19 protein-coding genes are annotated in these 25832 nt (G+C 61.4%); 8 read left to right on the forward strand and 11 right to left on the reverse strand.

All coding sequences use genetic code 11. The features are described 5' to 3' along the window. Positions 1–36: 36 nt before the first annotated feature. The 8 genes from AC6JAC_RS00075 to dnaA all read right to left on the reverse strand — a co-directional run bounded on the left by AC6JAC_RS00075 (position 37) and on the right by dnaA (position 11832). Entirely contained in the window at positions 37–693 is a 657-nt protein-coding gene (locus AC6JAC_RS00075; protein WP_028271889.1) for a DUF3566 domain-containing protein, read from the reverse strand. Continuing rightward, positions 690–3398, reverse strand: coding sequence for a DNA gyrase subunit A (gene gyrA, locus AC6JAC_RS00080; protein WP_028271888.1), 2709 nt, complete (start codon positions 3396–3398; stop codon positions 690–692). Before gyrA ends, AC6JAC_RS00075 begins: the two co-directional genes overlap by 4 nt. Before the next feature lie 61 nt (positions 3399–3459). Beyond that, positions 3460–5550 (reverse strand): DNA topoisomerase (ATP-hydrolyzing) subunit B, encoded by a 2091-nt coding sequence (gene gyrB / locus AC6JAC_RS00085; protein WP_028271887.1) that lies wholly within the window; start codon positions 5548–5550, stop codon positions 3460–3462. Between the two features lie 412 nt (positions 5551–5962). Beyond that, positions 5963–6520 (reverse strand): DciA family protein, encoded by a 558-nt coding sequence (locus AC6JAC_RS00090; protein ID WP_347896902.1) that lies wholly within the window; start codon positions 6518–6520, stop codon positions 5963–5965. Further along, the gene (gene recF / locus AC6JAC_RS00095; RefSeq protein ID WP_497962984.1) at positions 6517–7722 is read right to left on the reverse strand and encodes a DNA replication/repair protein RecF; all 1206 of its coding nucleotides are present in this window, start codon (positions 7720–7722) and stop codon (positions 6517–6519) included. The genes AC6JAC_RS00090 and recF overlap by 4 nt, the downstream gene beginning before the upstream one ends. A 36-nt stretch (positions 7723–7758) precedes the next feature. Next, on the reverse strand, positions 7759–8643 hold the full coding sequence (gnd, locus tag AC6JAC_RS00100; protein ID WP_055797403.1) for a phosphogluconate dehydrogenase (NAD(+)-dependent, decarboxylating): 885 nt from the start codon (positions 8641–8643) through the stop codon (positions 7759–7761). Positions 8644–8750: 107 nt separating this feature from the next. Continuing rightward, positions 8751–9875, reverse strand: coding sequence for a DNA polymerase III subunit beta (gene dnaN, locus AC6JAC_RS00105; protein WP_028271883.1), 1125 nt, complete (start codon positions 9873–9875; stop codon positions 8751–8753). 535 nt (positions 9876–10410) lie between these two features. Next, positions 10411–11832: a chromosomal replication initiator protein DnaA gene (gene dnaA, locus AC6JAC_RS00110; protein ID WP_028271882.1), complete on the reverse strand. Its 1422-nt coding sequence runs from the start codon at positions 11830–11832 to the stop codon at positions 10411–10413. Between the two features lie 468 nt (positions 11833–12300). Here dnaA and rpmH point away from each other — a divergent pair, with 468 nt between their 5' ends. The 8 genes from rpmH (at position 12301) to AC6JAC_RS00150 (ending at position 17929) form a co-directional block, all read left to right on the forward strand. Continuing rightward, complete coding sequence (gene rpmH / locus AC6JAC_RS00115) at positions 12301–12438, forward strand: 50S ribosomal protein L34 (RefSeq protein WP_003800212.1); 138 nt, start codon at positions 12301–12303, stop codon at positions 12436–12438. Positions 12439–12480: 42 nt separating this feature from the next. Further along, on the forward strand, positions 12481–12891 hold the full coding sequence (rnpA, locus tag AC6JAC_RS00120) for a ribonuclease P protein component (protein ID WP_028271881.1): 411 nt from the start codon (positions 12481–12483) through the stop codon (positions 12889–12891). Beyond that, positions 12884–13279 (forward strand): membrane protein insertion efficiency factor YidD, encoded by a 396-nt coding sequence (gene yidD, locus AC6JAC_RS00125; protein WP_028271880.1) that lies wholly within the window; start codon positions 12884–12886, stop codon positions 13277–13279. The genes rnpA and yidD overlap by 8 nt, the downstream gene beginning before the upstream one ends. Before the next feature lie 16 nt (positions 13280–13295). Next, entirely contained in the window at positions 13296–14276 is a 981-nt protein-coding gene (yidC, locus tag AC6JAC_RS00130) for a membrane protein insertase YidC (protein WP_028271879.1), read from the forward strand. Further along, positions 14276–14842, forward strand: coding sequence for a Jag family protein (locus tag AC6JAC_RS00135; protein ID WP_454699876.1), 567 nt, complete (start codon positions 14276–14278; stop codon positions 14840–14842). The genes yidC and AC6JAC_RS00135 overlap by 1 nt, the downstream gene beginning before the upstream one ends. A gap of 19 nt (positions 14843–14861) precedes the next feature. Then, positions 14862–15512 carry a 16S rRNA (guanine(527)-N(7))-methyltransferase RsmG gene (gene rsmG, locus AC6JAC_RS00140; RefSeq protein WP_028271877.1) on the forward strand — a complete coding sequence of 217 codons (651 nt, stop codon included), beginning with the start codon at positions 14862–14864 and terminating at the stop codon, positions 15510–15512. Positions 15513–15599: 87 nt separating this feature from the next. Then, complete coding sequence (locus AC6JAC_RS00145) at positions 15600–16664, forward strand: ParA family protein (protein ID WP_081818950.1); 1065 nt, start codon at positions 15600–15602, stop codon at positions 16662–16664. Positions 16665–16729: 65 nt separating this feature from the next. Then, positions 16730–17929, forward strand: coding sequence for a ParB/RepB/Spo0J family partition protein (locus AC6JAC_RS00150; RefSeq protein WP_497962988.1), 1200 nt, complete (start codon positions 16730–16732; stop codon positions 17927–17929). A gap of 1770 nt (positions 17930–19699) precedes the next feature. Here the strand turns inward: AC6JAC_RS00150 and AC6JAC_RS00155 are convergent. The 3 genes from AC6JAC_RS00155 to trxB form a co-directional block, all read right to left on the reverse strand. After that, complete coding sequence (locus AC6JAC_RS00155) at positions 19700–20047, reverse strand: hypothetical protein (RefSeq protein WP_497962990.1); 348 nt, start codon at positions 20045–20047, stop codon at positions 19700–19702. A gap of 4327 nt (positions 20048–24374) precedes the next feature. Further along, complete coding sequence (trxA, locus tag AC6JAC_RS00160; protein WP_011693983.1) at positions 24375–24701, reverse strand: thioredoxin; 327 nt, start codon at positions 24699–24701, stop codon at positions 24375–24377. Between the two features lie 36 nt (positions 24702–24737). Then, a complete protein-coding gene (trxB, locus tag AC6JAC_RS00165) occupies positions 24738–25694 on the reverse strand; it encodes a thioredoxin-disulfide reductase (protein WP_028271873.1) in 957 nt (318 codons plus the stop codon). Positions 25695–25832: the final 138 nt, after the last annotated feature.

The following is a 25832-nucleotide window of genomic DNA, read 5'->3' on the forward strand; positions in this document are numbered from 1 at the left end:
CATTTCACCGGTGGATTTCCGGTGAAAATCCGCGGACTAATCGTCCGTGAGGGTCACTCCGATGCCACCTACGAGGGTGGCGGAAATGTTGTACAGCACGGCTGAGAGCATCGACAGTGCGGTCAGCAGGACCACGTTCACCACGGCGATGATGACCGCGAAGGAAGCGACCTGGCCCAGCGAGGCAACCTTCTTCAGTTCGAACCCGCCGCCTTCGGATCCGGCCAGCGTTCCGAGCAGGCTGTCCACCTGGTCGAAGATGCCCGTCAGGTCCAGCACGGTCCACAGGACGATGGCCGCAACGACTGTCACGATGCCCAGGGCAACGGACAGCAGGAAGGCCATCTTTAGCACGGACCAGGGGTCCACCTTGCTGACGAGGAGGCGCGCACGGCGGACCTTCGCCTTCGGGGCCGGTTTGACCAGGCCGGGGGCACCCTGCGCGGAGCCCTGGCCGGGTCGCTGGCCGGGCACGCCGGGCCGCTGGCCCTGGGGGGCCTGGCCCGGAACACCGGGCCGCTGCCCCTGTGCCGGACGCTGGCCAGGGACCACCGGGCGCTGCGCGGGGGCACCCGGCGTCGACGGCCGCTGCTGGGGACGTACGGGGGCGTTCACGCGCGGAGCGGACGCCGGCTGCCTGATCCCGCCGGGAGTGTTGCTGTTCGGCTTGGGATATGAGTCGGAATTACTCACTCGTTACCTCCGGTATTTTCTTCGTCCAGCTCAGCGTCGTCCGATGACTCGTCGGATTCCACGGCCGGTGCTGAATCTGCCTCTGCGGACCCATCATGTGATCCGGCACCTTCAGCCAACGTTACGTCATCCCCGGCGGCTGCCGGGCTTTCAGCCGGGTTTTCCGGGTCGGTGGCTTCCGCCTCCTCGCCCTCCAGGCCGCGTTCACTGTTCCGCGCCACCTCGATGATGCGGTCGTTCTTGTCCGGCTTCGCGAAGATGACGCCCATGGTGTCCCGGCCCTTGGCAGGCACTCCGGCCACCGAGGAACGGACCACCTTTCCGCCTTCCATAACCACAAGGACTTCGTCCTCTTCCTGGACGATGAGGGCACCTACGAGGTGGCCCCGCTCTTCCTGGTATTTTCCAACCTTGATGCCGAGCCCGCCGCGGCCCTGGAGGCGGTATTCCTCCACCGCGGTCCGCTTGGCGTAGCCGCCCTCGGTGACGATGAAGACGAACGAGCCGTCCTTGACGACATCAGCGGCCAGCAGTTCATCATCCTCGCGGAACTTCATGCCGGTCACGCCTGACGTGGCACGGCCCATGGGCCGCAGTGCATCGTCCGTGGCCGTGAAGCGGATGGACTGGCCCATTCGTGAAACCAGCATGAGGTCGTCAGTTTCCGAAACCAGCTGGGCGGAGACGAGTTCATCGCCGTCGCGCAGGTTGATGGCGATCACGCCGGCGGAGCGGTTGGTGTCGTAGTCCTCCAGGCGGGTCTTCTTGACGAGGCCCCGCTTGGTGGCCAGCACCAGGTAAGGAGCGTGCTGGTAGTCCCGGAGATCCAGGACCTGGGCGATGTGCTCATCCGGCTGGAAGGCCAGCAGGTTGGCCACATGCTGGCCCTTGGCGTCACGCCCCGCTTCCACGAGTTCGTAGGCCTTGGCCCGGTAGACGCGCCCCAGGTTGGTGAAGAACAGCAGCCAGTGGTGCGTCGTGGTAACGAAGAAATGCTCCACGACGTCGTCCCCGCGCAGCTGGGCACCCTTGATCCCCTTGCCGCCGCGCTGCTGTGAGCGGTAGTTGTCACTGCGGGTGCGCTTGACGTAGCCGCCGCGCGTGATGGTGACCACCATTTCCTCTTCGGGGATCAGGTCCTCCATGGACATGTCACCGTCGAAGCCCATCAGGATCTTCGTGCGGCGGTCATCCCCGTGCTTGGCCACGATCTCGGAAAGTTCGGTGCTGATGATCTCCCGCTGCCGCTCCTCGGAGGCCAGGATCGAGTTGTACTCTGCGATCAGGGCTTCGAGTTCGGCGTGGCGGTCCTGGATCTTCTGGCGTTCCAGTGCTGCCAGCCTTCGGAGCTGCATGTCCAGGATGGCCCGTGCCTGCAGCTCATCGATGTCCAGCAACTGCATCAGGCCGTCCCTGGCAGCTTCGGTGGTGTTGGACGCACGGATCAAGGCAATGACCTCGTCCAGCATGTCCAGGGCCTTGAGGAGGGCGCGCAGGATGTGCGCTTCTTCCTCGGCCTTGCGCAGGCGGTAGCGGGTCCGGCGGGCGATGACGTCCATCTGGTGGGCGACCCAGTGCCGGATGAAGGCATCGAGGCTCAACGTCCGCGGGACGCCGTCCACAATCGCCAGCATGTTGGCGGCGAAGTTGTCCTGCAGCTGGGTGTGCTTGTAGAGGTTGTTCAGCACCACCTTGGCCACGGCATCACGCTTGAGCACGATCACCAGCCGCTGCCCGGTGCGGCCCGAGGTCTCGTCACGGAGGTCGGCGATGCCGGAGATCTTCCCGTCCTTGACGAGTTCGGCGATCTTGATGGCCAGGTTGTCCGGGTTGGCCTGGTACGGCAGCTCCGTGACCACCAGGCAGGTGCGGCCCTGGAGTTCCTCAACATTCACCACGGCGCGCATCGTGATGGAGCCGCGGCCCGTACGGTAGGCGTCCTCGATGCCCTTGTGGCCCAGGATCGTGGCGCCGGTCGGGAAGTCCGGTCCCTTGATCCGGAGCAGGAGTTCTTCCAGCAGCTCTTCGCGGCTTGCCGTCGGGTTGGCCAGGTACCACTGCACGCCGTCGGCAACCTCGCGGAGGTTGTGCGGCGGAATGTTCGTGGCCATGCCGACGGCGATACCCGAGGAGCCGTTGACCAGCAGGTTGGGGAAGCGGGCCGGCAGGATGGTGGGTTCCTGGTTCTTGCCGTCATAGTTGTCCTGGAAATCGACGGTTTCCTCGTCGATGTCCCGGACCATTTCCATGGCCAGCGGGGCCATCTTCGTTTCCGTGTACCGCGGTGCAGCCGCGCCGTCGTTACCCGGCGAACCGAAGTTCCCCTGCCCCAGCGCCAGGGGGTAGCGCATGGTCCAGTCCTGGATCAGGCGGACCAGGGCATCGTAGATGGCTGTGTCGCCGTGCGGGTGGTACTGGCCCATGACCTCGCCCACCACACGGGCGCACTTGTTGAAGGAGCGGTCCGGGCGGTAGCCGCCGTCGAACATGGCGTAGAGAACGCGGCGGTGGACGGGCTTCAGGCCGTCGCGGACGTCCGGCAGCGCGCGTCCGACAATAACGGCCATGGCGTAGTCCAGGTAGGACCGCTGCATTTCCGTCTGCAGATCCACCTGCTCCACGCGGTCCACCAGCACATCGCCCTCCAGGACGGGCTCGACGGGTCCGGCGGAGTCCGCGGGAACCTCGGGTGTTTCGTCACTCATAGTCTATATTTTCCGTTTCAGGTATATGTCGCTTCAGGGATATTTAGGCTCTTGTGGAGCTCTAGATATCCAGGAACCGGACATCCTTGGCGTTCTGCTGAATGAAGTTTCGGCGTGATTCAACGTCCTCGCCCATCAGCACGGTGAAGATCTGGTCAGCCGCGAGGGCGTCGTCCATGGTGACCTGCAGGAGTGTGCGGTGGTCGGGGTCCATGGTGGTGTCCCACAGTTCCGTGTAGTCCATCTCGCCAAGGCCCTTGTAGCGCTGGATACCGTTGTCCTTCGGGATGCGGCGCCCGGCGGCCTGGCCGGCAACAAGCCGGGCATCGCGTTCGCGGTCGCTGTAGACGTAGTCGTGCGGAGCATTGGACCACTTGATGCGGTACAGCGGCGGCTGGGCCAGGTATACGTATCCGTTTTCAATCAGCGGGCGCATGTACCGGAACAGCAGCGTCATCAGCAGCGTCGTGATGTGCTGCCCGTCAACGTCGGCATCGGCCATGAGGACGATTTTGTGGTACCGGAGCTTGCTGAGGTCGAAGTCCTCGCCAATACCCGTACCAAATGCCGTGATCATGGACTGGACCTCGTTGTTGCCGAGGGCCTTGTCCAGCCGTGCCCGTTCCACGTTCAGGATCTTGCCGCGCAGCGGGAGGATGGCCTGCGTTTCGGGGTTGCGGCCGCGCTTGGCGGAACCGCCGGCGGAGTCGCCCTCCACGATGTAGACCTCGCACTTCTCCGGGTCCTTGGACGAGCAGTCGGAGAGCTTGCCCGGCATGCCGAAGGACTCCAGCGGGCTCTTGCGGCGCGCGTTGTCGCGGGCCTTGCGGGCTGCCATCCGGGCCTGGGCTGCGGAAATCGCCTTGCGGATCACATCGCGTGCCGGGCCGGGATTGCGCTCCAGCCAGTCGCCCAGGCCGTCGGTGACCACGCGCTGGACGAAGCCCTTGACCTCGGAGTTGCCGAGTTTGGTCTTGGTCTGGCCTTCAAACTGCGGTTCCGCCAGCTTCACGGAAATGACGGCGGTGAGTCCTTCACGGATGTCATCACCGGTGAGGTTGTCATCCTTTTCCTTGATGATGTTCTTCTCGCGCGCGTAGCGGTTGATGAGCGACGTCATCGCGGCCCGGAAGCCCTCTTCGTGGGTGCCGCCCTCATGGGTGTTGATGGTGTTGGCATAGGTGTGGACGCTTTCGGAGTACGCATTGGTCCACTGCATCGCCATTTCCAGGGCGATCTTCCGTTCCTTGTCCTCGGTTTCGAAAGCGATGACATCCTCGTGGACAACATCAACCTTCTTGCCCGAGTTAAGGTGCTTCACGTAGTCCAGCAGGCCGTCGTCGTACTGGTACACAACCGTGCGGAATTCGGCGGCCACTTCACCCTCGGTGGGAACGGCGTCGAGATCCAGGTCCTCGTCCTCCGAGCCTTCCTGAGCAACGCGGCGTTCGTCCGTCAGCGTGATGCGCAGGCCCTTGTTGAGGAACGCCATCTGCTGGAAGCGGGCACGAAGCGTCTCGAAGTCGAATTCCGTGACCTCAAAAATGCTGGCGTCCGGATAGAAGGTCTGGGTGGTCCCGGTCTGGTCCGTCTCTTCACCCTGGACCAGGCTGCCCTGGGGCTTGCCGCCGTCGGCGAAGGACATCCGCCAGACGTGGCCCTGGCGCCGGACTTCGGTATCCACCCGGCTGGAGAGGGCATTCACCACTGAAATACCCACGCCGTGGAGGCCGCCGGAAACGGCATATCCGCCACCGCCGAACTTTCCGCCGGCGTGCAGGATGGTCATTACAACCTCAACCGTGGGCTTGTGCTCGGTGGGGTGCATGTCCACCGGGATGCCGCGGCCGTCATCAACCACTTTGACGCCGCCGTCGGCCTGGAGAACAATCTCAATGTGGGTGCAGTAGCCTGCCAAGGCCTCATCCACGGAGTTGTCCACCACTTCATACACAAGGTGGTGGAGTCCGCGGGGTCCCGTGGACCCGATATACATGCCGGGACGTTTCCGAACAGCTTCCAGTCCTTCAAGGACGGTGATGTCGCTCGCACCGTATCCCTTGCGTTCGGCTGCCTCCGCCGGCGCATCAGTTGTACGGGCATCCTCAGCTGCGGGTTCCACTGCCGGGATATCTGCATTGTCGTTAGCCACAGGCGCTTTCGACTCCTCTGTATTCGTATGGCCGGCCGTCACCGTCTCCGATAGAAGAGGCTCCTGCCAACAGGCACGTCACTGATAACGCCGATTACTTCGTTGACTGGCGGAACCGTGCCCCGGCCGCAGGAAAAGCGCCGAAAAACGGACTCAGTCAACGTTTCACCGGCGCCCAGTTATCTACCCCGATTCTACCGTGCTGGAGAGCGTAATCCCGCATTCCAGGGCCGCAAACGCGCGGGAATATGGTGCTGACAGGCCATTGGCCCCGCCTGCAAGGCTCCAGGGGTACCGTCTCTGGGTTCCTATACGGCCCAGGGGCGTTAGAGCGCCCTACACGCCGTTTGGCCATTTTTCAAGGGTCGGGGACGGCGGCGGCGGAAATCCGGCGGGCCGCCACAGCCGGTTGCTATCCGTAAGTGTCCCGGGGACCGCGGCCGTTGACTGTCCGTCCGCCCTTCCGCCAGCTTGGCGCCGCAGGCCCGAGGACCTGGATCTTGGTCACGACGCCTTCGCCCAGTTCGCTCCGGAATTTCTCGAGGAGACTGAAGCTGAGCAGGCGCAACTGGGTTGCCCACGCGGTGGAATCGCACCGCACGTGGAGCGTGGTGTCGGTAAAGCTTTCCGGCGTGCAGTGTGCCGAAATTTCGGGGCCCACGAGCGTGCCCCACTCGGCCATCACGGATCCGACGGCAACCGGCGAAGTCCAGCCCCGTTCGGCCACGAGGCGTCCCACCACTTTCCCCAGACCCAACGGGTCGCGGCCCGTGCCGTGGAACTGGGTGAAGCCCCGTGTTCCGCCGGCGCTGCGTCCCGGCTTCTTGGCTCCGCCTCCGGGCAGCGGGGACTTGCGCCGGATTTCGCCGCGGGCAGCGGCAGCTTCGCGCATCCGGTTAAGCGCCGCCTGGGGCGCATCTATTTCGTCGGGATCGCGGCCCGGCTGCAGGCCGCCAGCATCCTTACTCATCGGGATTCCGACTCATCGATTCCTCCGGGGACCACCTTCACCCGCCGCCCGGCCAGTTCTTCCGGTATGTCGGCGTCGACGGCGGCGGTCACCAGCACCTGTTCGGCACCGGATACTATTGCCGCCAGTTTACGCCGCCGCTGGACGTCGAGTTCGGCAAACACATCGTCGAGGATGAGGATCGGTGCGGACCCGCCGGTGCGGGCGTCATCGAGCATCACGTAGTAGGACGCCAGCCGCAGGGAGAGGCACATGGACCATGTTTCGCCGTGCGAGGCATACCCCTTGGCCGGCGCTTCGCCGAGGATGAGTTCGACGTCGTCCCGGTGCGGACCCACCAGGGAAACGCCCCGTTCCAGTTCCTTGCGCCGGGAGGCCGCAAAAGCCTGCACATAGCGTTCGGTCAGGTCCTCAACGGACAGTTCCCGGAGGTCTTCGACGCGTTCGACGGCGGCGGGTTCCGCAGCGAAACCCGGGCCGGCGCCGTCGTCGTCCATCATGTCTTGGAGCGTGGACCGGTAGATCGCGTCCGCTTCCTTGGACCCGTCGGTCAACTGCGCGTAAGCCTCTTTCAGGTGGGGTCGGATCCTTTCCACCAGTTCCAGCCGGGCGTGCAGCAACTCGGCACCGGCCCTGGCCATGTGCTGGTCCCACACATCCAGGGTTGCCTCGTGCCCGGCAGTGAATTTACCGGTCCGGCCTGATTTGAGAAGGGCGTTGCGCTGCTTGAGCACACGATCATAATCAGTCCGCGTGGCGGAATGCCGCGGCATGAGGCTGACCAGCAACTCGTCCAGGAAACGCCGGCGGTTGGAGGGATCACCCTTCACCAGGGCAAGGTCCTCCGGCGCAAAAAGCACCGTCTGGCAGATGCCCAGGATGTCCCGGGCACGGACTGGGTTACTGCGGTTGATGCGTCCGCGGTTGGCACGGCTTCCGTTGATTTCCAGTTCCAGCACAGTGGACTGCTCGCCCCGAACCAGCTTGGCCCGGATCAGTGCCCGTTCGGTACCAAAGCGCAGAAGCGGAGCATCCGAACTGACACGGTGCGAACTCAGCGTGGCCAAGTACCCGATGGCCTCCATAAGGTTGGTCTTGCCGATGCCGTTGTACCCCACGAGGACCGTCACTCCGGGTTCGAAGGAGAGGTCCACCTGGGCATAGCTGCGAAAATCGGTCAGCGAAAGCTTTTCTAGGTACACGCCGTCTTCAGGATTCCGGGACTGCTCGGACTGCTGCTACTTGGCCGGGCGGGTGGCATGCCCGCCGAACTGGTGCCGCAGGGCGGACACCATCTTCATGGCCGGGGAATTGTCCTCGCGGGAGGAGAAACGCGCAAACAGCGCAGCTGTAATGGCCGGGGCAGGAACGGCGTTGGCGATTGCCTCCTCAACGGTCCAGCGGCCTTCCCCGGAATCCTCGACGTAGTCATCGATCGAGGCCAGGCCCGGGTCCTCGTCCAGTGCCTTCACCATAAGGTCCAGCAGCCAGGAGCGGACAACGGTCCCCTTCTGCCAGGCGCGGAAGGTTCCCGGCAGGTCGGTCACGATGTCCTTGGCGGCCAGCAGCTCATAGCCTTCCGCATAGGCCTGCATCAGCCCGTATTCGATGCCGTTGTGCACCATCTTCGCGTAATGGCCTGCACCGATGCCGCCAACGTGGACGAAGCTGTCCGCGCGGTCGCCTTCGGGACGGAGCGCATCGAATGCGGGCATCGCCCGTTCGATGTCGGCGGCATCGCCGCCGGCCATCAGTCCGTAACCGTTTTGCAGGCCCCAGACTCCGCCGGACACACCGCAGTCAGCGAACCGGATGCCCTTCTCGGCCAGCGCGGCACCATGCTTTTGGTCTTCCGTGAAGCGGGAGTTGCCGCCGTCGATCACCAGGTCGCCGGCGTCGAGCTTGGAACCCAGTTCGGTGATCACCGCATCAGTGATTTCGCCGGCCGGAACCATGACCCAGATGACGCGCGGAGCCGGAACGGCTGCGATGAGCTCGTCCACGGTGGCGACGTCCGTGACGTCAGGGTTGCGGTCGAAGCCGGTGACCTCAATGCCCCCCTTGCGCAGCCTCTCGCGCATGTTGAAACCCATTTTTCCAAGGCCGATCAGTCCGATGTGCACGGTAGGAACTCTTTTCTGCGCTGGTGTGGTGGAGGGACTGCGATGGCGGGCCCAACTGGGTCGCATTAGATGTCGTTTTGGGTGCCCATAACGACATCAGCTGCTACCTAGTTGGGGAGGCGCACCGGCATGACCAGGTAACGGTAGTCGTCCTGGTCTTCGCCGTCGGCGTCGGCCTGTGCCGTGATCATGGCGGGCTTGGGTGCTGTGGTGAAGGAGAACCGGACGTACTTGGTTTCGATGACGCTGAGGCCTTCGATGAGGTAGTGCGGGTTGAACGCAACCGTGATCTCATCGCCGGTCAGCTGTGCTTCCAATTCTTCCGACGCCTGGGCGTCCTCGCCGGTGCCGGCGTCGAGGTGGAGCTGGCCTTCGGTGAACGCCAGCCGGACCGGGGTGTTGCGCTCGGCAACGAGGGAGACGCGCCGGACGGCTTCGACCAGTTCCTGGGTCTGGACAGTTGCGTGAATCGGTGTGGCATCCGGGAACAGCGAACGGATTTTGGGGTAGTCGCCGTCCACCAGCAGGGACGTGGTGGTGCGTCCGCCGCTTTCGAATCCGATCAGCCGGCTGTCATCGTCGGCGAGTGCGAGGTTGATGTCGCCGCTGTTGCCGAGAGTTTTGGCAACTTCGTTGAGGGTCTTGGCCTTGACCAGGGCGCTGGTGGAGATCCCGGGGGTAACGGGCTTCCACGGCACTTCGCGCATGGCCAAACGGTAGCGGTCTGTTGCGAGGAGGGTGATGAGATCGTCTTCGATCTCCATCCGAACGCCCGTGAGGATCGGTAGGGTGTCGTCCTTGCTGGCGGCGATGATCACCTGGGACACGGCCTGGGCGAAGGAGTCACCCGGAACTGTTCCGCTGATGGTGGGCAGCGCGGGCAGCGGCGGGTACTCCGCCTCGGGCATGGTTGCGAGGTGGAAGCTGCTGCGACGGCAGGTGAGCGTGACCTTGTTGCCGTCGGTTTCGACCTCAACAGGGGCGGACGGCAGGCTTCTGCAGATGTCCGCAAGGAGGCGGCCGGAGACCAGGATGGTGCCTTCAACGCTGATATCAGCCGGGATTTCAAGCCGGGCCGACGTTTCGTAGTCGAAGCTCGAGAGGCTGACCGTGCCGGCCTCAGCCTTGAGAAGGAGCCCGGAAAGCACGGGAACCGGCGGCCGCGGAGACAACGACCGGGCGGTCCATGTGACGGCTTCTGCCAGGACGTCCCGTTCGACTCTGAACTTCACGGAAGGGTGCCGCCTTTCATTGCTGCTGCCATTTTCTGAACGGGAACTCCCACAGGGAGTTCGAAAACCTTGCCCCCGGACACCGGAACCTGCATGGTCCGCGCTTGCTGAACCACAAACAGACCCAAGGATGGGAGCGCTGCTGACAGCTTAGCCGGAAGATTCCCGTTTGCCCCATCCCTGGCCGGGACGCCGGCCCTTCGGGGCCGAGGCCACGAGGCTGTCCGGGGGAGGGAACGAGATTGTTGTTTGAGGGAAATTCAATTTTTTGGGATTAGTAGTGTTAATAACTGCTGTGGAAACTGTGGATAACCCTGTTTCACGGCACGATTCCGCGGTTAAGCCCTGTTCATCCGCTGTGGGCGACGCAGGTTTTAAACAGGGTGTGGATGGGGACAACTTTTTCGGCCGTTTCGCTGATCCACAGATGCCTTAAGGGTTTTAAGCCCATTAACCGCGGTTGTCCCCTTAACTATCCACAGGCTTATCCACATGTGCCTGTTAATAAGGTAAGGAGGCGGAGGCGAAGCCGGGCTTAGGAATCCCGCTGCTGCTGCTTGATCCGGTTGGTCAGCTCCGTAACCTGGTTGTAGATCACACGGCGCTCGGCCATCAGTTCACGGATCTTGCGGTCTGCGTGGATCACGGTGGTGTGGTCCCTGCCGCCGAGCTCCTGGCCGATCTTCGGAAGCGACATGTCCGTCAGCTCCCGGCACAGGTACATGGCGATCTGGCGTGCGGTCACCAGGGTGCGGGTCCGGGACTTGCTGCAGAGTTCCTCCATGCTGAGCTTGAAGTAGTCAGCTGTCTGGGTCAGGATCTGCGCCGACGTGATCTCCTGGGCGCCGTCGTCCGTGATGAGGTCCTTGAGGACCATCTCGGCGAGGGCAACGTCCACCGGCTGCCGGTTCAGGCTGGCGAAGGCCGTGACCCGGATGAGTGCGCCCTCAAGTTCACGGATGTTGCTGGAAATTTTGGACGCGATGTACTCCAGGGCGTCATCCGGTGCAGACAGACCTTCGCTGAGGGCCTTCTTGCGGAGGATCGCGATCCGGGTTTCCAGCTCGGGCGGCTGGATGTCGGTCAGCAGGCCCCACTCGAAACGGGACTTCATCCTGTCTTCGAATCCGGCCAGCAGCTTGGGCGGCTGGTCCGAGGTGATGACAACCTGCTTGTTGTTGTTGTGGAGCGCGTTGAACGTGTGGAAGAACTCCTCCAGCGTGCGGTCCTTGCCGGCCAGGAACTGGATGTCATCAATCAGCAGCACATCCACGTTGCGGTACGTGGTCTTGAAGCTGGTGCCTTCATCGTCCCGGATGGAGTTGATGAAGTCGTTGGTGAATTCTTCGGAGTTGACGTAGCGGACGCGGATGCCGCTGTAGAGCCGGCGGGCGTAGTGTCCGATCGCGTGCAGCAGGTGGGTTTTTCCCAGACCCGAGTCACCGTAGATGAACAGCGGGTTGTAGGCCTTGGCCGGTGCCTCGGCGACGGCGACGGCGGCCGCATGCGCAAACCGGTTCGAGGAACCGATCACGAACGTGTCGAAGACGTACTTCGGGTTGAGCCTGCCGAATTCATGGGAAGTGCTCGGCAGCATGGGCTGCGGCTTCTGCTCCACCATGGGATCGGTTGCGAGGGAAAGTTCGACGGCGGGCTCCGGCTCCACATGGAGGGGCACCAGATCGGTGTCCACGTCGATAGCGCAGCGGATGTCGTCGGAAAAGACGTTGTGCAGGGCATCGTCAAGGGCTTCCTTGACCTGCGTCTGCAGGACTTCGCGGGTGAGTTCGTTGGGCACAGCGACCAGGAGGGTTGAACCGATCAGTCCTTGCGCCTGGGCGAGGATTACGAAGCCGCGCTGCCGGGGTGAAACCCGGTGGTCCTGCTCCAGAAGGCTCACAACCCGCCGCCAGGAACTTCCGACAGTATTCGCGTGGTTGGCTTCGTCTACTGTCATCAATCAGTTCCTCAAACTTGCTTGCCTGCATTACCTGCAGCCACAAGTCCTGAACCAGGGGCTGGTTCCGGCTTATATCCACAGGGTTATGCACAGAGCGTGGATAATCGGCTACTGAGCCACTCTAGGGGATGAAAAGCCTAGAAGATAGCTGGGTAGAGCCTTGTGGATAATTACACCGTTGTGGTTCGAAAACGGGCCCTGTGAGCCACTTCATCCACAGGCTGTGGGCTGAGGTTAACCACAGCAGGTGCAGGGCAGTGAGGGGCAGCCCGGTTTGACTACCGGATGCTTTTTGGCCTAACGTTGTGAAGTCCTTTGTGTCCGCTTTTCGACCTCATTTGAATCTCTCTGACGTTCGCGTCCTACGAGCCGAGGGCAGCGTGTGCACATACAAAACTTAGCGTCGGCCAGTTCTTCCCCTTTTTGATCGGGTGGGCGCACCTTTGATCCACTGGAGTAACTAACGTGAGCAAGCGGACTTTTCAGCCGAATAACCGCCGTCGAGCCAAGAAGCACGGCTTCCGCCTTCGTATGCGTACCCGTGCCGGCCGTGCCATCCTGGCAGCCCGTCGTGGCAAGGGCCGCACCGAACTGTCGGCCTAAATACACTGACTCGTCGGTCAACATCCCTTTGCGAGTTTAACGGTGCTAGCCACCAGGAACCGTCTGAGGACTTCAACCGATTTTTCAACAACTGTACGTTCCGGCGTCCGCAATGGACGCCGGAACGTAGTGTTATATACGGTAGCTATTGCTGCTGACGAACCAAGCCGGATCGGATTCATCGTTTCCAAGAGTGTCGGGAACGCTGTTGTCAGGAACCTCGTTAAGAGGAGACTGAGGGAAGCCGGCGCTTTGTCGTTGCAGGAATACGGTACCGGGTTCGCCATTGTGGTCCGGGCACTGCCTGCGGCCGCGGCTGCCAGTTGGGACCAACTGCTGGCAGATTACAATGCCGCTCTGGAAACGACCATGAAACGGCTGGGCGGCCGCCTTCCTCGGGCCGCGTCAGCGGTTTCACGGGAAACAACACAGGAAGGGACACCGCGTGCGTAACTCCATTGCCGCCGTCGTCCACTTCCTCAAACCGGCAGCGGTCCTGGTGGGCACAGTGCTCTGGAACCTGCCCCGCAACTTTCTCATTCTGCTGCTGAAGGCCTACCGCAAGGTGATTTCGCCCTTGTACGGTCAGGTCTGCCGCTTCTTTCCTTCGTGCTCGGCGTACGCCCTCGAGGCAATCACGGTGCATGGCGCCGTCAAGGGAAGCTGGCTTGCGGCCCGGCGCCTGTTGCGCTGTCATCCTTGGAACGCCGGCGGAGTGGACCATGTCCCCGCCGGTCACCGCCACTGGCCCGAAAACCGGACCCCCACAATTGTTGTGCTGAACAACCCGGACAAGTACCTGGCTGCTCAGACTGATGGAGAAGGCCGCACTGCGGCCTGACGAATAGGGATATCGTATGGACTTCTTTGAAACAATCATGTTTCCGTTCAAGTGGCTCGTGTCCATCATCATGGTGGGCTTCCATGAGGGACTGAGCACCATTGGCCTGCCGGCGGCGAACGGCTGGACCTGGACGCTGTCCATCATCGGGCTGGTGCTGGTCATTCGTGCCGCCCTGATCCCCGTGTTCGTCAAGCAGATCAAGGCCCAGCGCGGAATGCAGCTCCTGCAGCCGGACCTGAAGAAGCTGCAGGACAAGTACAAGGGCAAGACGGACCAGCTGTCCCGCCAGGCCATGGCCCAGGAACAGATGGCCATGTACAAGAAGCACGGAACCAACCCGTTCTCGGCCTGCCTGCCCATGCTGATCCAGATGCCCTTCTTCTTCGCCCTGTTCCAGGTGCTGTCCGGCATCACGGCGGCCCGCGATAAGGGTGCCGGCATTGGCGCCATGAGCCACGAACAAGTTGTCCAGTTCGATGAGTCGAGTATTTTCGGTGCTCCGCTGTCCGCCACCCTGCTTCACGGCACACCTGCGGGCGGCAACGTGGTGGCTGTCTGGACGCTCTCGATCGTGATGATCCTGGCCATGACGGCGTCGCAGTTCATCACGCAGAAGCAGATCATGGCCAAGAACATGTCCGAAGAGGCAATGGCCAGCCCGTTCATGCGCCAGCAGAAGATGATGCTTTACATCCTGCCTATCGTCTTTGGCGTGGGTGGCATCAACTTCCCCATCGGTGTCCTCATCTACTGGACCACCACCAACCTCTGGACCATGGCGCAGCAGTTCTTCGTCATCCGCCGCATGCCGACGCCGGGATCCCCCGCCGCCAAGGCCCTCGCCGAGCGCCGTGCCGCCAAGGGCCTTCCGGCCCTGCCCATTCTGGGAGGCAAGAAGGCCGACGTCGAGGCTGAAGCTGCCGCTGCTGCCGCGGTCGCCGAGGCCAAGAGCCAGCGCATCCAGCCACAACGTAAGAACAGGAAGAAGAAGTAATGTCTGTCGATAGCACCGAAAACGCCGTTTCCGCCGAGGCCATTGAAGACCAGGACGACGCCCAGGATGAGATCCAGGATGCAGGCAAGGGGTCTTCGGCAAGCCGGTTGGAAGAAGAAGGCGACGTCGCAGCCGACTACCTGGAAGAACTGCTGGACATCGCCGACATTGACGGAGATATCGACATCGAGGTCCGCAACGGACGGACCTACATTTCCATCGTGGCAGAGGAAGAATCTGCTGGCCTTGAAAGCCTCGTTGGCCGCGACGGTGAAGTGCTCGAAGCTCTGCAGGAGCTGACCCGGCTTTCGGTCCTTTCCGCCACCGAGAACCGTTCCCGCTTGGTGCTGGACATCAACGGATACCGCCAGGAGCGCGCGGGCCACCTGCAGAAGATTGCCGAGGACGCCGTGGCTTCCGTGAAGGAATCCGGTCAGGCTGTGGCACTGGAGCCGATGAGCGCCTACGAGCGGAAGATTGTCCACGACGCTGTGGCCGATCTCGGGTTCGTCAGCGAATCCGAAGGCGAAGGTGCCGGGAGGCACATCGTTGTCTCCGCAGACTGAAGATTCCGGGACGCTGACAATGGTTGACATTACCGACGCCGAACTGAAGGCGGCTGAGGCCATCTTTGGCGACCGCCTCGAGCTGGCCAAGCGCTACGTGGAGCACCTGGCCACGTCCGGTACTGAACGTGGCCTTATCGGACCGCGGGAGATTCCCAGGCTCTGGAGCCGGCACGTTCTGAACTGCGCCGTGATCGAGCGGGAAATTGCTAAAGGCAGCCATGTTGCGGATGTTGGCAGCGGTGCCGGACTGCCGGGACTGTGTTTGGCAATTGCGCGGCCTGACCTCGAACTGACCCTCATCGAACCGCTGGAACGCCGGGTGATCTGGCTTCAGGAGGTTGTGGACGACCTCGGGCTGAGCAACGTGACGGTCATGCGCACGCGCGCTGAACTGGCCGTGGGTATGGTGAATGCCGACGTTGTCACCGCCCGTGCGGTGTCGGCTCTGTCCAACCTTGCCGGCCTGACGATCCCCCTGCTCGCTGGCAAGGGCGAGGTTGTGGCTATCAAAGGACGCAGCGCCGGGGAAGAGATCGAGAAGGCTGCCAAAGCGATCCGCAAGCTCGGCGGCGTACAGACGTCCGTAGTGGTAGTCGGCGAGGACATCCTCGAGGAACCCACCACTGTGGTCCGAATCATCGTTAATAAGACGCAAAAGATTGCCTAACCGCTGGCCCGGTGCCGCAGGACTTTTGGGGGAACCAGTTAGGCTAGTGAACGGCAGAAAAAGCCGAATGAGAGTGAGTGTGTCACAGTGACCAGTAGCGAAGCCTCCACACAGCGGATCCCCCCGTTCGTGTCCCTGGGGTCCGCACGGGCCATGGTTGCGCCCTCAATTGCGCCCACGGATTCGTGGAATCACCTGAATTCGGTTACAAACCGGTCCAAGTCCGCGGCAGTTTCACGTGAAACTGACTCGGTCAGCGGAAACATCATGGACACCATTGATGACTCGAGCCCGATTGCCCGGGACCTGGCCCATGAAAACAAACGCCGCGAACGGTTGATTGGACGGCAGCTTCCCAAGCCGGAGAAGACACGTATCTTCACGGTGTCGAACCAGAAGGGCGGGGTCGGCAAGACAACCACCACGGTCAACATTGCCGCTGCCCTTGCTGCCGCCGGGTTGAATGTCCTGGTCATCGACATCGATCCCCAGGGGAACGCCTCCACGGCTCTAGGCATCGAACACCATGCGGACGTCGACAGCATCTATGACGTCCTGATCAACGACGTCCCCCTCAAAGACGTGGTGGCCCCGTGCCCCGATATCGCCAACCTGATCTGTGCACCCGCCACCATTCACCTGGCCGGCGCTGAAATTGAGCTTGTTTCCCTCGTCGCCAGGGAGCAGCGGCTCCGACGCGCGATTGATGTTTACGCCAAGGAACGCGAGAAGTCGGGCGAGGCCCGTCTTGACTACATCTTCATTGACTGCCCGCCGAGCCTTGGCCTTCTGACGGTCAACGCCTTCTGCGCCGCCAACGAGGTCCTGATTCCCATCCAATGCGAGTACTACGCTCTGGAAGGCCTCAGCCAGCTGCTGAAGAACATTGAGATGATCCAGAAGCACCTCAATGCAGAGCTGGTTGTTTCCACCATTCTTCTCACCATGTATGACGGCCGGACGAACCTGGCCGCGCAGGTGGCAGCCGAAGTTCGTCAGCACTTCCCGGACCAGGTCCTCGGTGCCGTGGTGCCGCGATCGGTCAGGATCTCCGAGGCTCCCAGTTACCAGCAGACTGTGATGACGTACGACCCCTCCTCCAGCGGTGCACTGTCCTACTTGGAAGCCGCAGCCGAAATCGCTGAACGTTAGAATTTTCAACAATTGCACTAGCCAGAGCCGGGTCTGCCGGGCTCTTCCATTGGAGGGATTTATCCATGAGCGATAAGCGACGCGGCCTCGGTCGTGGTCTTGGCGCACTCATTCCAAGTTCCGCTCCGGCTAACGCTTCCGGCAACGGCACAGCGCCTTCACGACCAGTGGACTTGTTCTTTCCCGAGGCACGCAAGACGTCCACGGCCGCTGCCGTTCCCGTGGAAGAGGAAACGCCAGCGCCGGCTTCCCCGGCACCCAAAAAGTCTGTCGGCAGCGCATCACCGTCTGAGTCGAAGGTTCCGGCTGAATCCAAGGCTCCTGCCCGGAAGTCCGCGGCCAAGCCTGCCGCAGCCAAGCCGGCCGCTGCGGAGAAACCCGACGAGGATGAGGCGGCTCCATCAGCGACTGCAATTGTCACCGATGCCGGACCTGAACTGGTAGAAGTCCCGGGCGTCAGGTTCGCGGAAATTCCGGTCGGCGACATTCACCCGAACCGCAAACAGCCCCGCTCCGTCTTCGATGAGGACGACATGGCGGAGCTGGTTCACTCCGTCCGCGAAATCGGCGTTCTTCAGCCAATTGTGGTCCGGACCTCAACCGAAAAGGGTGGCGAACCGTTTGAGCTCGTCATGGGTGAGCGTCGGTGGCGTGCAGTACAGGCCGCAGGGCTGGAAACCATCCCTGCAATCGTCAGGGACACCACCGATGATGACCTGCTTCGAGATGCACTCCTCGAAAACCTGCACCGCAGCCAGCTGAATCCCCTTGAAGAAGCGGCCGCCTACCAGCAGCTGTTGGAGGACTTCGGTACGACTCATGAGCAGCTCGCGGATCGAATTGGCCGTTCCCGCCCGCAGGTTTCGAACACCTTGCGCCTCCTGAAGCTGCCGCCGCTGGTCCAGCGAAGGGTCGCCGCGAGTGTGCTGTCCGCAGGTCACGCACGGGCATTGCTTGCCCTTCCCGATGCAGCGGCCATGGAACGCCTGGCACAGAAGATTGTCGCGGAGGGAATGTCCGTTCGGGCAACCGAGGAAGCTGTCACTCTGTATCAGAGTCCGGCAACCACCTCCAAGAACAATGTCCCCCGTCCAGGCGCTCGTCATGAACGCCTTGACTACCTTGCATCGTCCTTGTCGGATCGACTGGATACAAATGTAAAGATCTCTCTCGGTGCCCGAAAAGGCCGCGTGAGTATCGAATTTGCCAGCGTGGAGGACTTGAACCGGATCATGGAAGTTCTTTCACCGGGATCTGAGAACTAGATCTAAGCAAGCGGAGAGGGTCTGTTTCACGTGAAACAGGCCCTCTTTTTGTTTGTCCTCTGCCCCTTGTTGGCGAGGCAGCTCCGAAAGTAGCCGTAGGTAATGCCTTGTTCGCATCGAGTTTAGGTTTCAGGGGACCCCTATGAGGCCGGCAGCCTATGACGTAGGGGCGCCAGCCCGTGGTCTGTCGCCAACCGCAGGTTATCCATTGCGGAGCCCGCCGCTTTCGAGATCGTTGCTGTGCTCCTATACGTGGACTTAGGTGTCCTAAGGGTCGCCCACGCGTCCTTGGCACGGGCCCAAACGGCCCGGAGTGCCGGTCTACGGCGCGTGGGCTTCAACGCTGAAGACCTTCGACAGGACCGTAGTTTGCGAGCCAGACGGGCCCATAGAGCGCCCGACGACCGGAATGTGGCGTGAATGGCTCTGGCTGCCCACCTCGGCTTGTCGTGGCACCGCCTGGCCTGGGTGCCGCCTGGGCGAAACCGAGATAGGGCAAGGTCGGGATCTGATGGGATTGTCTTCGGCGAGTGAAAGTGCCGCTACCAGCTGATCGTGTGATTTTGGGGCTGTCGATTCATTCGGAGATGGTTCGCTGGGTTGCGGCAGCCACGCCAGATCGGCTTGTTATCGCCATGCATTCTGGTGGGGGTGTCGCCGGCGTTGTACTTGTGGAGGTAGAAAGGGGGCAGTGAAGCCAGAAGGGTGCGGTTGTTGACGCCGTTTAGGACAGATTCATACATCCGGAGCACATCGTCGACGCATGACAGTTTGTCCTTCTCTGGCCAACATGGAGAGTTTTTGGGGCTTCTGCAGAGCCCCTCTCGCCGAGTCGGCGCAACGGATTCGTCTCCCTCTGCGAGATTCTAGGGAGTGGCGTAGATTGGTTCGAACTGTTGCGTGAAGGGATGGCCGTGCTGTTTCACGTGGAACCGAGGCGCACATTTGCTCAGTTGTACCAGTATTCTCGGGAAGGGCCAGGACGTGATCGCGGCATGATGAGGCAGCAAACAGGACACCCTTAGCAGCGTGACTTCCGCTGACTGTGCCTTCCTCTACGTATACCTCCGTCGGATGTTCAGTGGGTGCGTGCTTCGCTTGGACTGTGGAAAGCGTGCAGGAACTGGGAGTAGCTTAGTCTTCACTGTTGGCGCGCAAGAGTAAACGAGACTGAGGGAATTCCGGTCCGTGGTGAGGACAGTAGGGCTGTCGGCTATTTCGCTCAATTTCGTGGCTGACGTCAGAACCAGAACTTCTTCGATGGAGGGTTCGTCGTTCCGGACCAGCCCCAAGACCGGGCAAGGAAGCAGCCTGGGAATGGCCCAAGGGGTAGCCGATCCTGGCATAGCTCGGAGTGGGATGAGGTCATCGGCCACTCCCCCGAAGCGCCAGCGTTTAGAGCTAAGCAATTCGCATTGCGCCTGCTGGGAAAGCCGCTGATGTTTCACGTGAAACGTGGATGTGGGCGGTGAATCCAGGTCACCATCGCCATTTGTCATTCCCGACTGCCGGAAGGTGCTTCTGCGCTGCGTCCGTGAACCCACCCCGAATACCGGGCACTACTGCCGGGTGGTGTCCTGTGGGGAACCGGTCAACAAGAGTTGCCAGAGGCCTGCCCGGGGGAAGCTTGGAAACTCTCGCTGAGGCATTGTGACTTCGTCAACCTGCGGCGGAAGAGCTACGGTCCATGGAGACTGGGATGGTGCATTGGAAACTGGACGTTCGCAGATAGGTTCCGGAGTGTCCGAAAATCTGATTAGTCAGGTCAGATCAGGCCAGTTGTATTCCGACGGCAGGCGCAACGAGAGATGAGGACGTCGGTGCCACTACGTGCTCCATGGTTGCCGCGCGGTCGACGATGGAGACTGATTCGACGCCCGGCTCCTCCCCGCGGAAGTGCTGAGAACAGGCATGGCCGCCATGACGGACCGCGATTGTCGGATGGTGCTGCAGCTGCACAGTGAGATCGGCTCCACCTGAGTGAACGCTCGAGGCACGCGTAAAGATGGGGCCGATGGCTGTATGCAGCATCCGTGCCAGGATGACCTCCTCGGTTCGCCTGGCTATGTCGCACAGGATGAATGACCTTGCGCCGACCGGAGGATCAGTTCCTTCCACGGTCGCACCTTTCTGGCCCTCCCCTGTTCATCCGCACGCAGTAACAAGCCGAGTTCAAAGCTCCAGCGACGGCTGCGTTCAACGTGGAGAGCCGTCGTACGGGGCCGCTGTTAGGTGCCCGCATGAATCGATCGGTGCCTTGTCTGCCGCGTTGACAGGGTCGTCGATGGCGGGGTGACCGGTGCATAACCCGGTGGATATCATTGTGGATAACTTTGTGGACAATGGATCGGCCCCCTCCGATCGTGGGGATGCTTCAGGGTCGTTCATTCAAAGCTTGCATGGCGTAGCGCTGCCAACGGATACCCGTGTTTCACGTGAAACATGACAAGTGGCGGATTGGGCGGCGATTTCGCTACTAAAAGCCTCAAATTCGCTGATTCTTGGCACTTTTCTCGTTTTTTGGTGGCAATTTCTACCACCCTGAACCTCACGCCACTTGGGACTTTTTGAGTGACTCCTGTCACGTGGGGCACTGGATCCCGTCTAGCAGAAATCATGGCGAAAATCACAGTTGCCCCCTTGTGGAAAGCGCTGTGGATAAACCTGTGGATATCATATGTGGACAATTGGAATGGACTTGGGGAAAAACTCTTCGAACCCTTGCTCTGCGACAAGTCTGCATCGACAGTCGGATGGAGAAACTTCGCCACTACTTGTCTTCATCGCGCGCGTTAGGAAGGTCAGAGGCAGCCACCACTCCGTAATTCACCGTTCGTCGTAGGCACTTTCGGGACGATCGAGAGGTGCCAGGTAGGTCGAATCAGCAAGAGAGGCGGCCGTACCCTCATGACCACCCGTGCAAGCGAGGGAAGCGCAGGCAGTCCTAAAGGGCCAAGACAGCGCCGGCGGTATCAACACGTAGCTATATCAAGTCCGAGATGTGGCCTCGAACCCCGCTCCGGAGATGGTGATGGCCATGGAAGCCACAAGGACAGTCGGCCGGCTCTTCGGTAGTCCAGGCCTCTGATGGTCCAAGCCTCTGATGGTGCGGTTCGAGGTGCCGGTGCGACAGGCTGGATGGCGTCGCAGAAGAATACTGGCAATCAGGAGGAAGCCCCACAAGTGGCAGGTCAGTGTTCTCCTGCCCTGCTGCGGGAATCGACTCCTTTGCTCCCGGGGCACTTCATCCTCGGTCAGCTTGCTGTCATGGGACCACGTGGGGGCGCCTGGCCGGGATGGATGGCAGTGGAGCCCGCAGAGTCGCCGACAGTCCGGTGAGGCTGGGCCGGGAGTTGTTTCGGGGATGTGCCTTGTCCCTATGGTGGATGAGCTAGTTTCGAGGTCCCGGTTATGGCGCCCTCCGGTGCTATGGTGCTGACTGTCCCCTGGTTCGCGCAGGCCTTCAAGTCAGCGCAATGCGCTACTACCCGCAGCGGTCGACGGTTGCGTGGTTATCCGTCATGGGGGTGGGTAGTTATGGTCGCTGTTGGTCTCGCGGGATTGGGTCGCTGAAGGCTAGTTGAGGGAAGGTTCACTCCTCTGGCGGAGGCCCGTTGCGTCAAGGGCGTGGTGGGGTCCGGCCGGCACGACGTAGTTCGGGTCTACCTCCGAAGGCACACCGTTTCTCCAGTGCGCAGGTGGGTATTCCGAGAGGCGCCGAGGCGTCCACTTTCGGAGGGACGAAATGTGATTCACCGGGCGACAGATACCTAATTCAGGGTATTGAGCTGACAGGCCCATCGCCCGGCTCTCTTCGGATACTGTGCTTCGCGCTGGCAGCTGGGGCTCACATAGGTGGGGATAGCGGATTTGGGCGGACGGGGGCCGACGGCGGAGCGACCCACCTCAGAAAGTCATCGGTTCCCCTAGCGTCGGTGTAGCGAAGTTGCCAACAGCGCGGGAGTCCATTCTCGAATCGATGCACACGGGAATTGAAAACTGGATTGGTTACTAAGGACTAGGAGAGGTCATGTTTCACGTGAAACAGGAGCAATCAGGAAGGCGGGGCGGAGCAGCAGTGGCTTCCGTTAGTCGTCCTAAGTTCACTTCCTGGTGCGGTCCTCACTACACTTCCTGGTGCGCTACTACGCCGAAGCCCTAGGGTACGGGTACGCCTGGTTCCTGTCCGGACCCCCGTAGGCAGAGCAAGCCGGGACGATTGGCGAAGCTCGACAGCGGGCATCAAATATGGGGACAAGTGAGCAGGGAGCATACTCCCTAACGGAATTGTTGCACTCCCAACGCTCTGTGTGTTCGGCAGTGCTCGCCCTTGTCGTCCCAGACTCTGGGTGTCCTTCCGAATGACGCCCATTGTGGCAGTCGCTGGTCATGACATGAGTACGCTGAATGGTCCAGGAGTACGTGATCGGACCGTTGAAATCCGGCAAAGACGACTGGCAACATTCAGCGTTTACTCAATTGGACTCGTCCGAATGGTCCACGGCTTGCAGGAGGGCGGGGATCACAATGGTGGAAGTTCGAGGTCGAAGTCTCTCACGCTTGGATGTTTCACGTGAAACAGCAATGGTCCCGACGGGGGCATCGTAATGACGCTAGTGGTGATTACCTCACCCGTCTGGGAATCATGAGTTCAGGCATGCCGCCGGAGAGATTGCTCAGGTACTCCCCCGGAGACAGTCTAGTCGGGGTCAATTTGGTGCCGGCATACGAGGCTTCGATTCGAATACTCCGGACCTGGGACGCGCGACTCGAGACACGACTCGCCAGGGGTTGCTAGTTGAATTCGCGTGACGGGTCAGATCTAGACTGTGAACAAGCGCGACCCGCGGGCGATCATGTTGCGTCTACCTTCACATTTCGATGACTCCCCCTACAAATCGAGCCCTTTGTTGCCCGCTCTGGTGCAGGAGTGAGGCATCCGATTCGTGTGGAATTCGACCAGTTGGAGGATGTTGGAGGGAAAGTTGTTCCCGCCCTTGCGGTCTAGCTTATAGCCAGAATGAAGCTTCCTATGCACTGACTTGCCGAGTTCGCGGAGCATTTGGGAGGCCGATCGGCCGCTGCCGGTTGTATTCTCCGGCCTGGTCGATGGCGCATTGAAGTCCCGCACCTGCGTGAGGGCGTAGAGCGAGTCTGTCTCTGGCATTCCTTGGGTCGGCAGAGGACGATCCCTTTGGCCCACACAAAGCCTCGCCCACTGTCAGGTGTAGGCATCGTGGCGGTGATGGCGCTGGGATACCGTGTATAGGCAGCGAGGATCGAAGGCGGCCGGCGCTCAATGTGAACCGGACCGGAATCGGTGACCGGTAGGCTGGTGGCCCACGACCTCAGGGTGGGTTTGTTCCCGCGGGAAGAACAGAGTCTGAGTTTGGCAGTGCTTTCACCGGGTTGAAAGAAGGTTGACCCGACGCACTCCTTCGCGGGATCGCGCGATGTCGCCGTAATCAGCGGGTGGGTCTCGCCAAGTTTTCGTAAAGCATTGCGGAGCGTTTCACGTGAAACAATTTTCCGCGGATGCGGGAACCCGCCCCGGTCGACTGCGATCAGCAGTTACGGCCCCTGAGGTCCTGGCAGTTCCAAACACCCGCCGTCAAGGCGAGACTCCATCTCCAGCACCATCTGGAATCCCCCAGATGAAGTGGCCTCCTGAACAGGAGGCGCAGCGTTTCACGTGAAACAATCTCAGATTTGGAAGCGGGTCCATCAGCCGGTGGGTGTCGGCTGCAAGATCAGATCATAGTCTGACCTGATCAGCTACCCAAGATAACCACTAGTTGACCGGGAACACCGCAACATCTGAGCAGACAGCAATCCCCCAGGACACCCTCCCGTAAGCCAAGCAAGGGAATTCGCATCGAGATCCAGCTCTGAACAAGTTATCTATTCGAAACAACCGGCCAAAGTTACTATGGCAGTTTCCATCGCGCGTGCAGGGTTTCGCTGGACGGCAGTAGGTCGAGAACCACCCCGTCGCGGCTCGCGGAGAGGCTCCCCTGCCCGCGTGCGTGCCGTCGCGCAGCTCGCAGCCACCGTCACCTGCGACGACGGCCACAACAGCGCACGATCTGCCGGTCGGGCAGCTCGACGCCGCCCTTCGCGCCGACGCCCTCGTTAGCCTGCCGGCTTGGCAGTTCGCAGCCACCCCCCCCGACCACGATCTACCGGTCGGGCACTCGACGCCGCCCCTGCCTGCGACGCCCCCGCGCCCGCGAAGCCTACCCGTGCCCGCGAAGCCTACCCGCCGCCCGCGAAGCAGCCCGACCCGCCCCCCAACCGCGAAGCCGCCCACCCTCGCCCGCCCCCAGCGAGAATCCTCAAACCAGGGAAACAAAAAGCGGTGGCCATCACCTGTTCAGGTGATGGCCACCGCTGCTGCTATCCCGGACTGCGGGTTACGCATGATGCCGCTTAGACGGGCAACGTACTACGAGAGGACGTCAGCAAATTCCTTCTCAAAGAACTGCTTCGGCTTGGCGCCGATAACGGTGTTCTTCACCTCGCCACCCTGGAACAGGTAGACGGCGGGAATGGACGTGATGCCATATTCGGCTGCGATTGCCGGGTTGTCATCCACGTTCACCTTGACGACATTGACCTTCTCGCTGTACTCAACGGAGATTTCGTCCAGGATGGGGCCAAGCTTGCGGCAGGGACCGCACCATTCTGCCCAGAAGTCCACGATGACCGGCTTGTCGGCCGAGAGTACATCCGTGCTGAAGCTTGCGTCGGTTACGTCTTTCGCGTTGCTCATTGTTTTGTTGTTTCCCTTCGGATCAATAGTGCGCTGTTAGGCGTGGAAGTCTGCGAGGTAGTGCTCGACGTCGATGGCTGCGACACAGCCCGAGCCGGAGGCGGTGATGGCCTGGCGGTAGGTGGGGTCCACGACGTCGCCGGCAGCGAACACACCCTTGACGCTCGTCTTGGAACTGCGTCCCTCAACGGCAATGGTGCCTGCCGGGGTGATCTCCAGCGTGTCCTTGATGAGTTCGGTGCGGGGATCGTTTCCGATGGCCACGAAGACTCCAGTGACAGCAAGTTCGGATTCGCTGCCGTCCACGAGGTTCTTCAGCTTCAGGCCGGTGACCTTGTCGCCGCCGAGGACATCTTCGACAGCGGTGTTCCACACGAAGTTAATCTTCTCGTGGGCCTGTGCGCGGTCGCCCATGATCTTTGAAGCCTTGAGCGTGTCCCGGCGGTGCACGACGGTGACTGACTTGGCGAACTTGGTGAGGAACAGTGCTTCCTCCATGGCCGAGTCGCCGCCGCCGATGACGGCGATGTCCTGGTCCTTGAAAAAGAAACCATCACAGGTTGCACACCAGCTAACGCCGTGCCCTGAAAGTCGCTTTTCGTTCGGAAGGCCGAGCTCACGGTAAGCCGATCCGGTGGACAGGATGATGGCGCGGGCCTGGAAGGTCTCCCCCGTCGCGATGGTCACGGTTTTGATGTCGCCGTCGAGGTCCAAAGCGGTGACGTCCTCGAACTGGATCTCCGTGCCGAACCGGGCTGCCTGCTTCTCGAAGTTCTCCATGAGGTCAGGACCCATGATGCCTTCAGGGAAACCGGGGTAGTTTTCCACGTCGGTGGTGTTCATCAATTCCCCGCCGGCCGTGACGGAACCGGCAAGGAGCAGCGGCTTAAGGTTGGCACGTGCCGTATAGACTGCAGCCGTGTAGCCTGCAGGGCCGGAGCCGACGATGATGACATCACGTACTTGGGACGCGGTGTTTTCTGCGGTGCTCACTGAATGGTGAACCTCTTCCTTAGTCGATGCGCCTGCTTTTGCTGGCCGGCCACATGGCACAACCCATTGTTGATCCTGAATATTCCGGGCATGGAGGTAGGCCAACAAGGCGCCACCACTCAGGGTACCGCCTAGTCG

It is taken from the genome of Arthrobacter sp. KUASC02, from assembly GCF_059739395.1.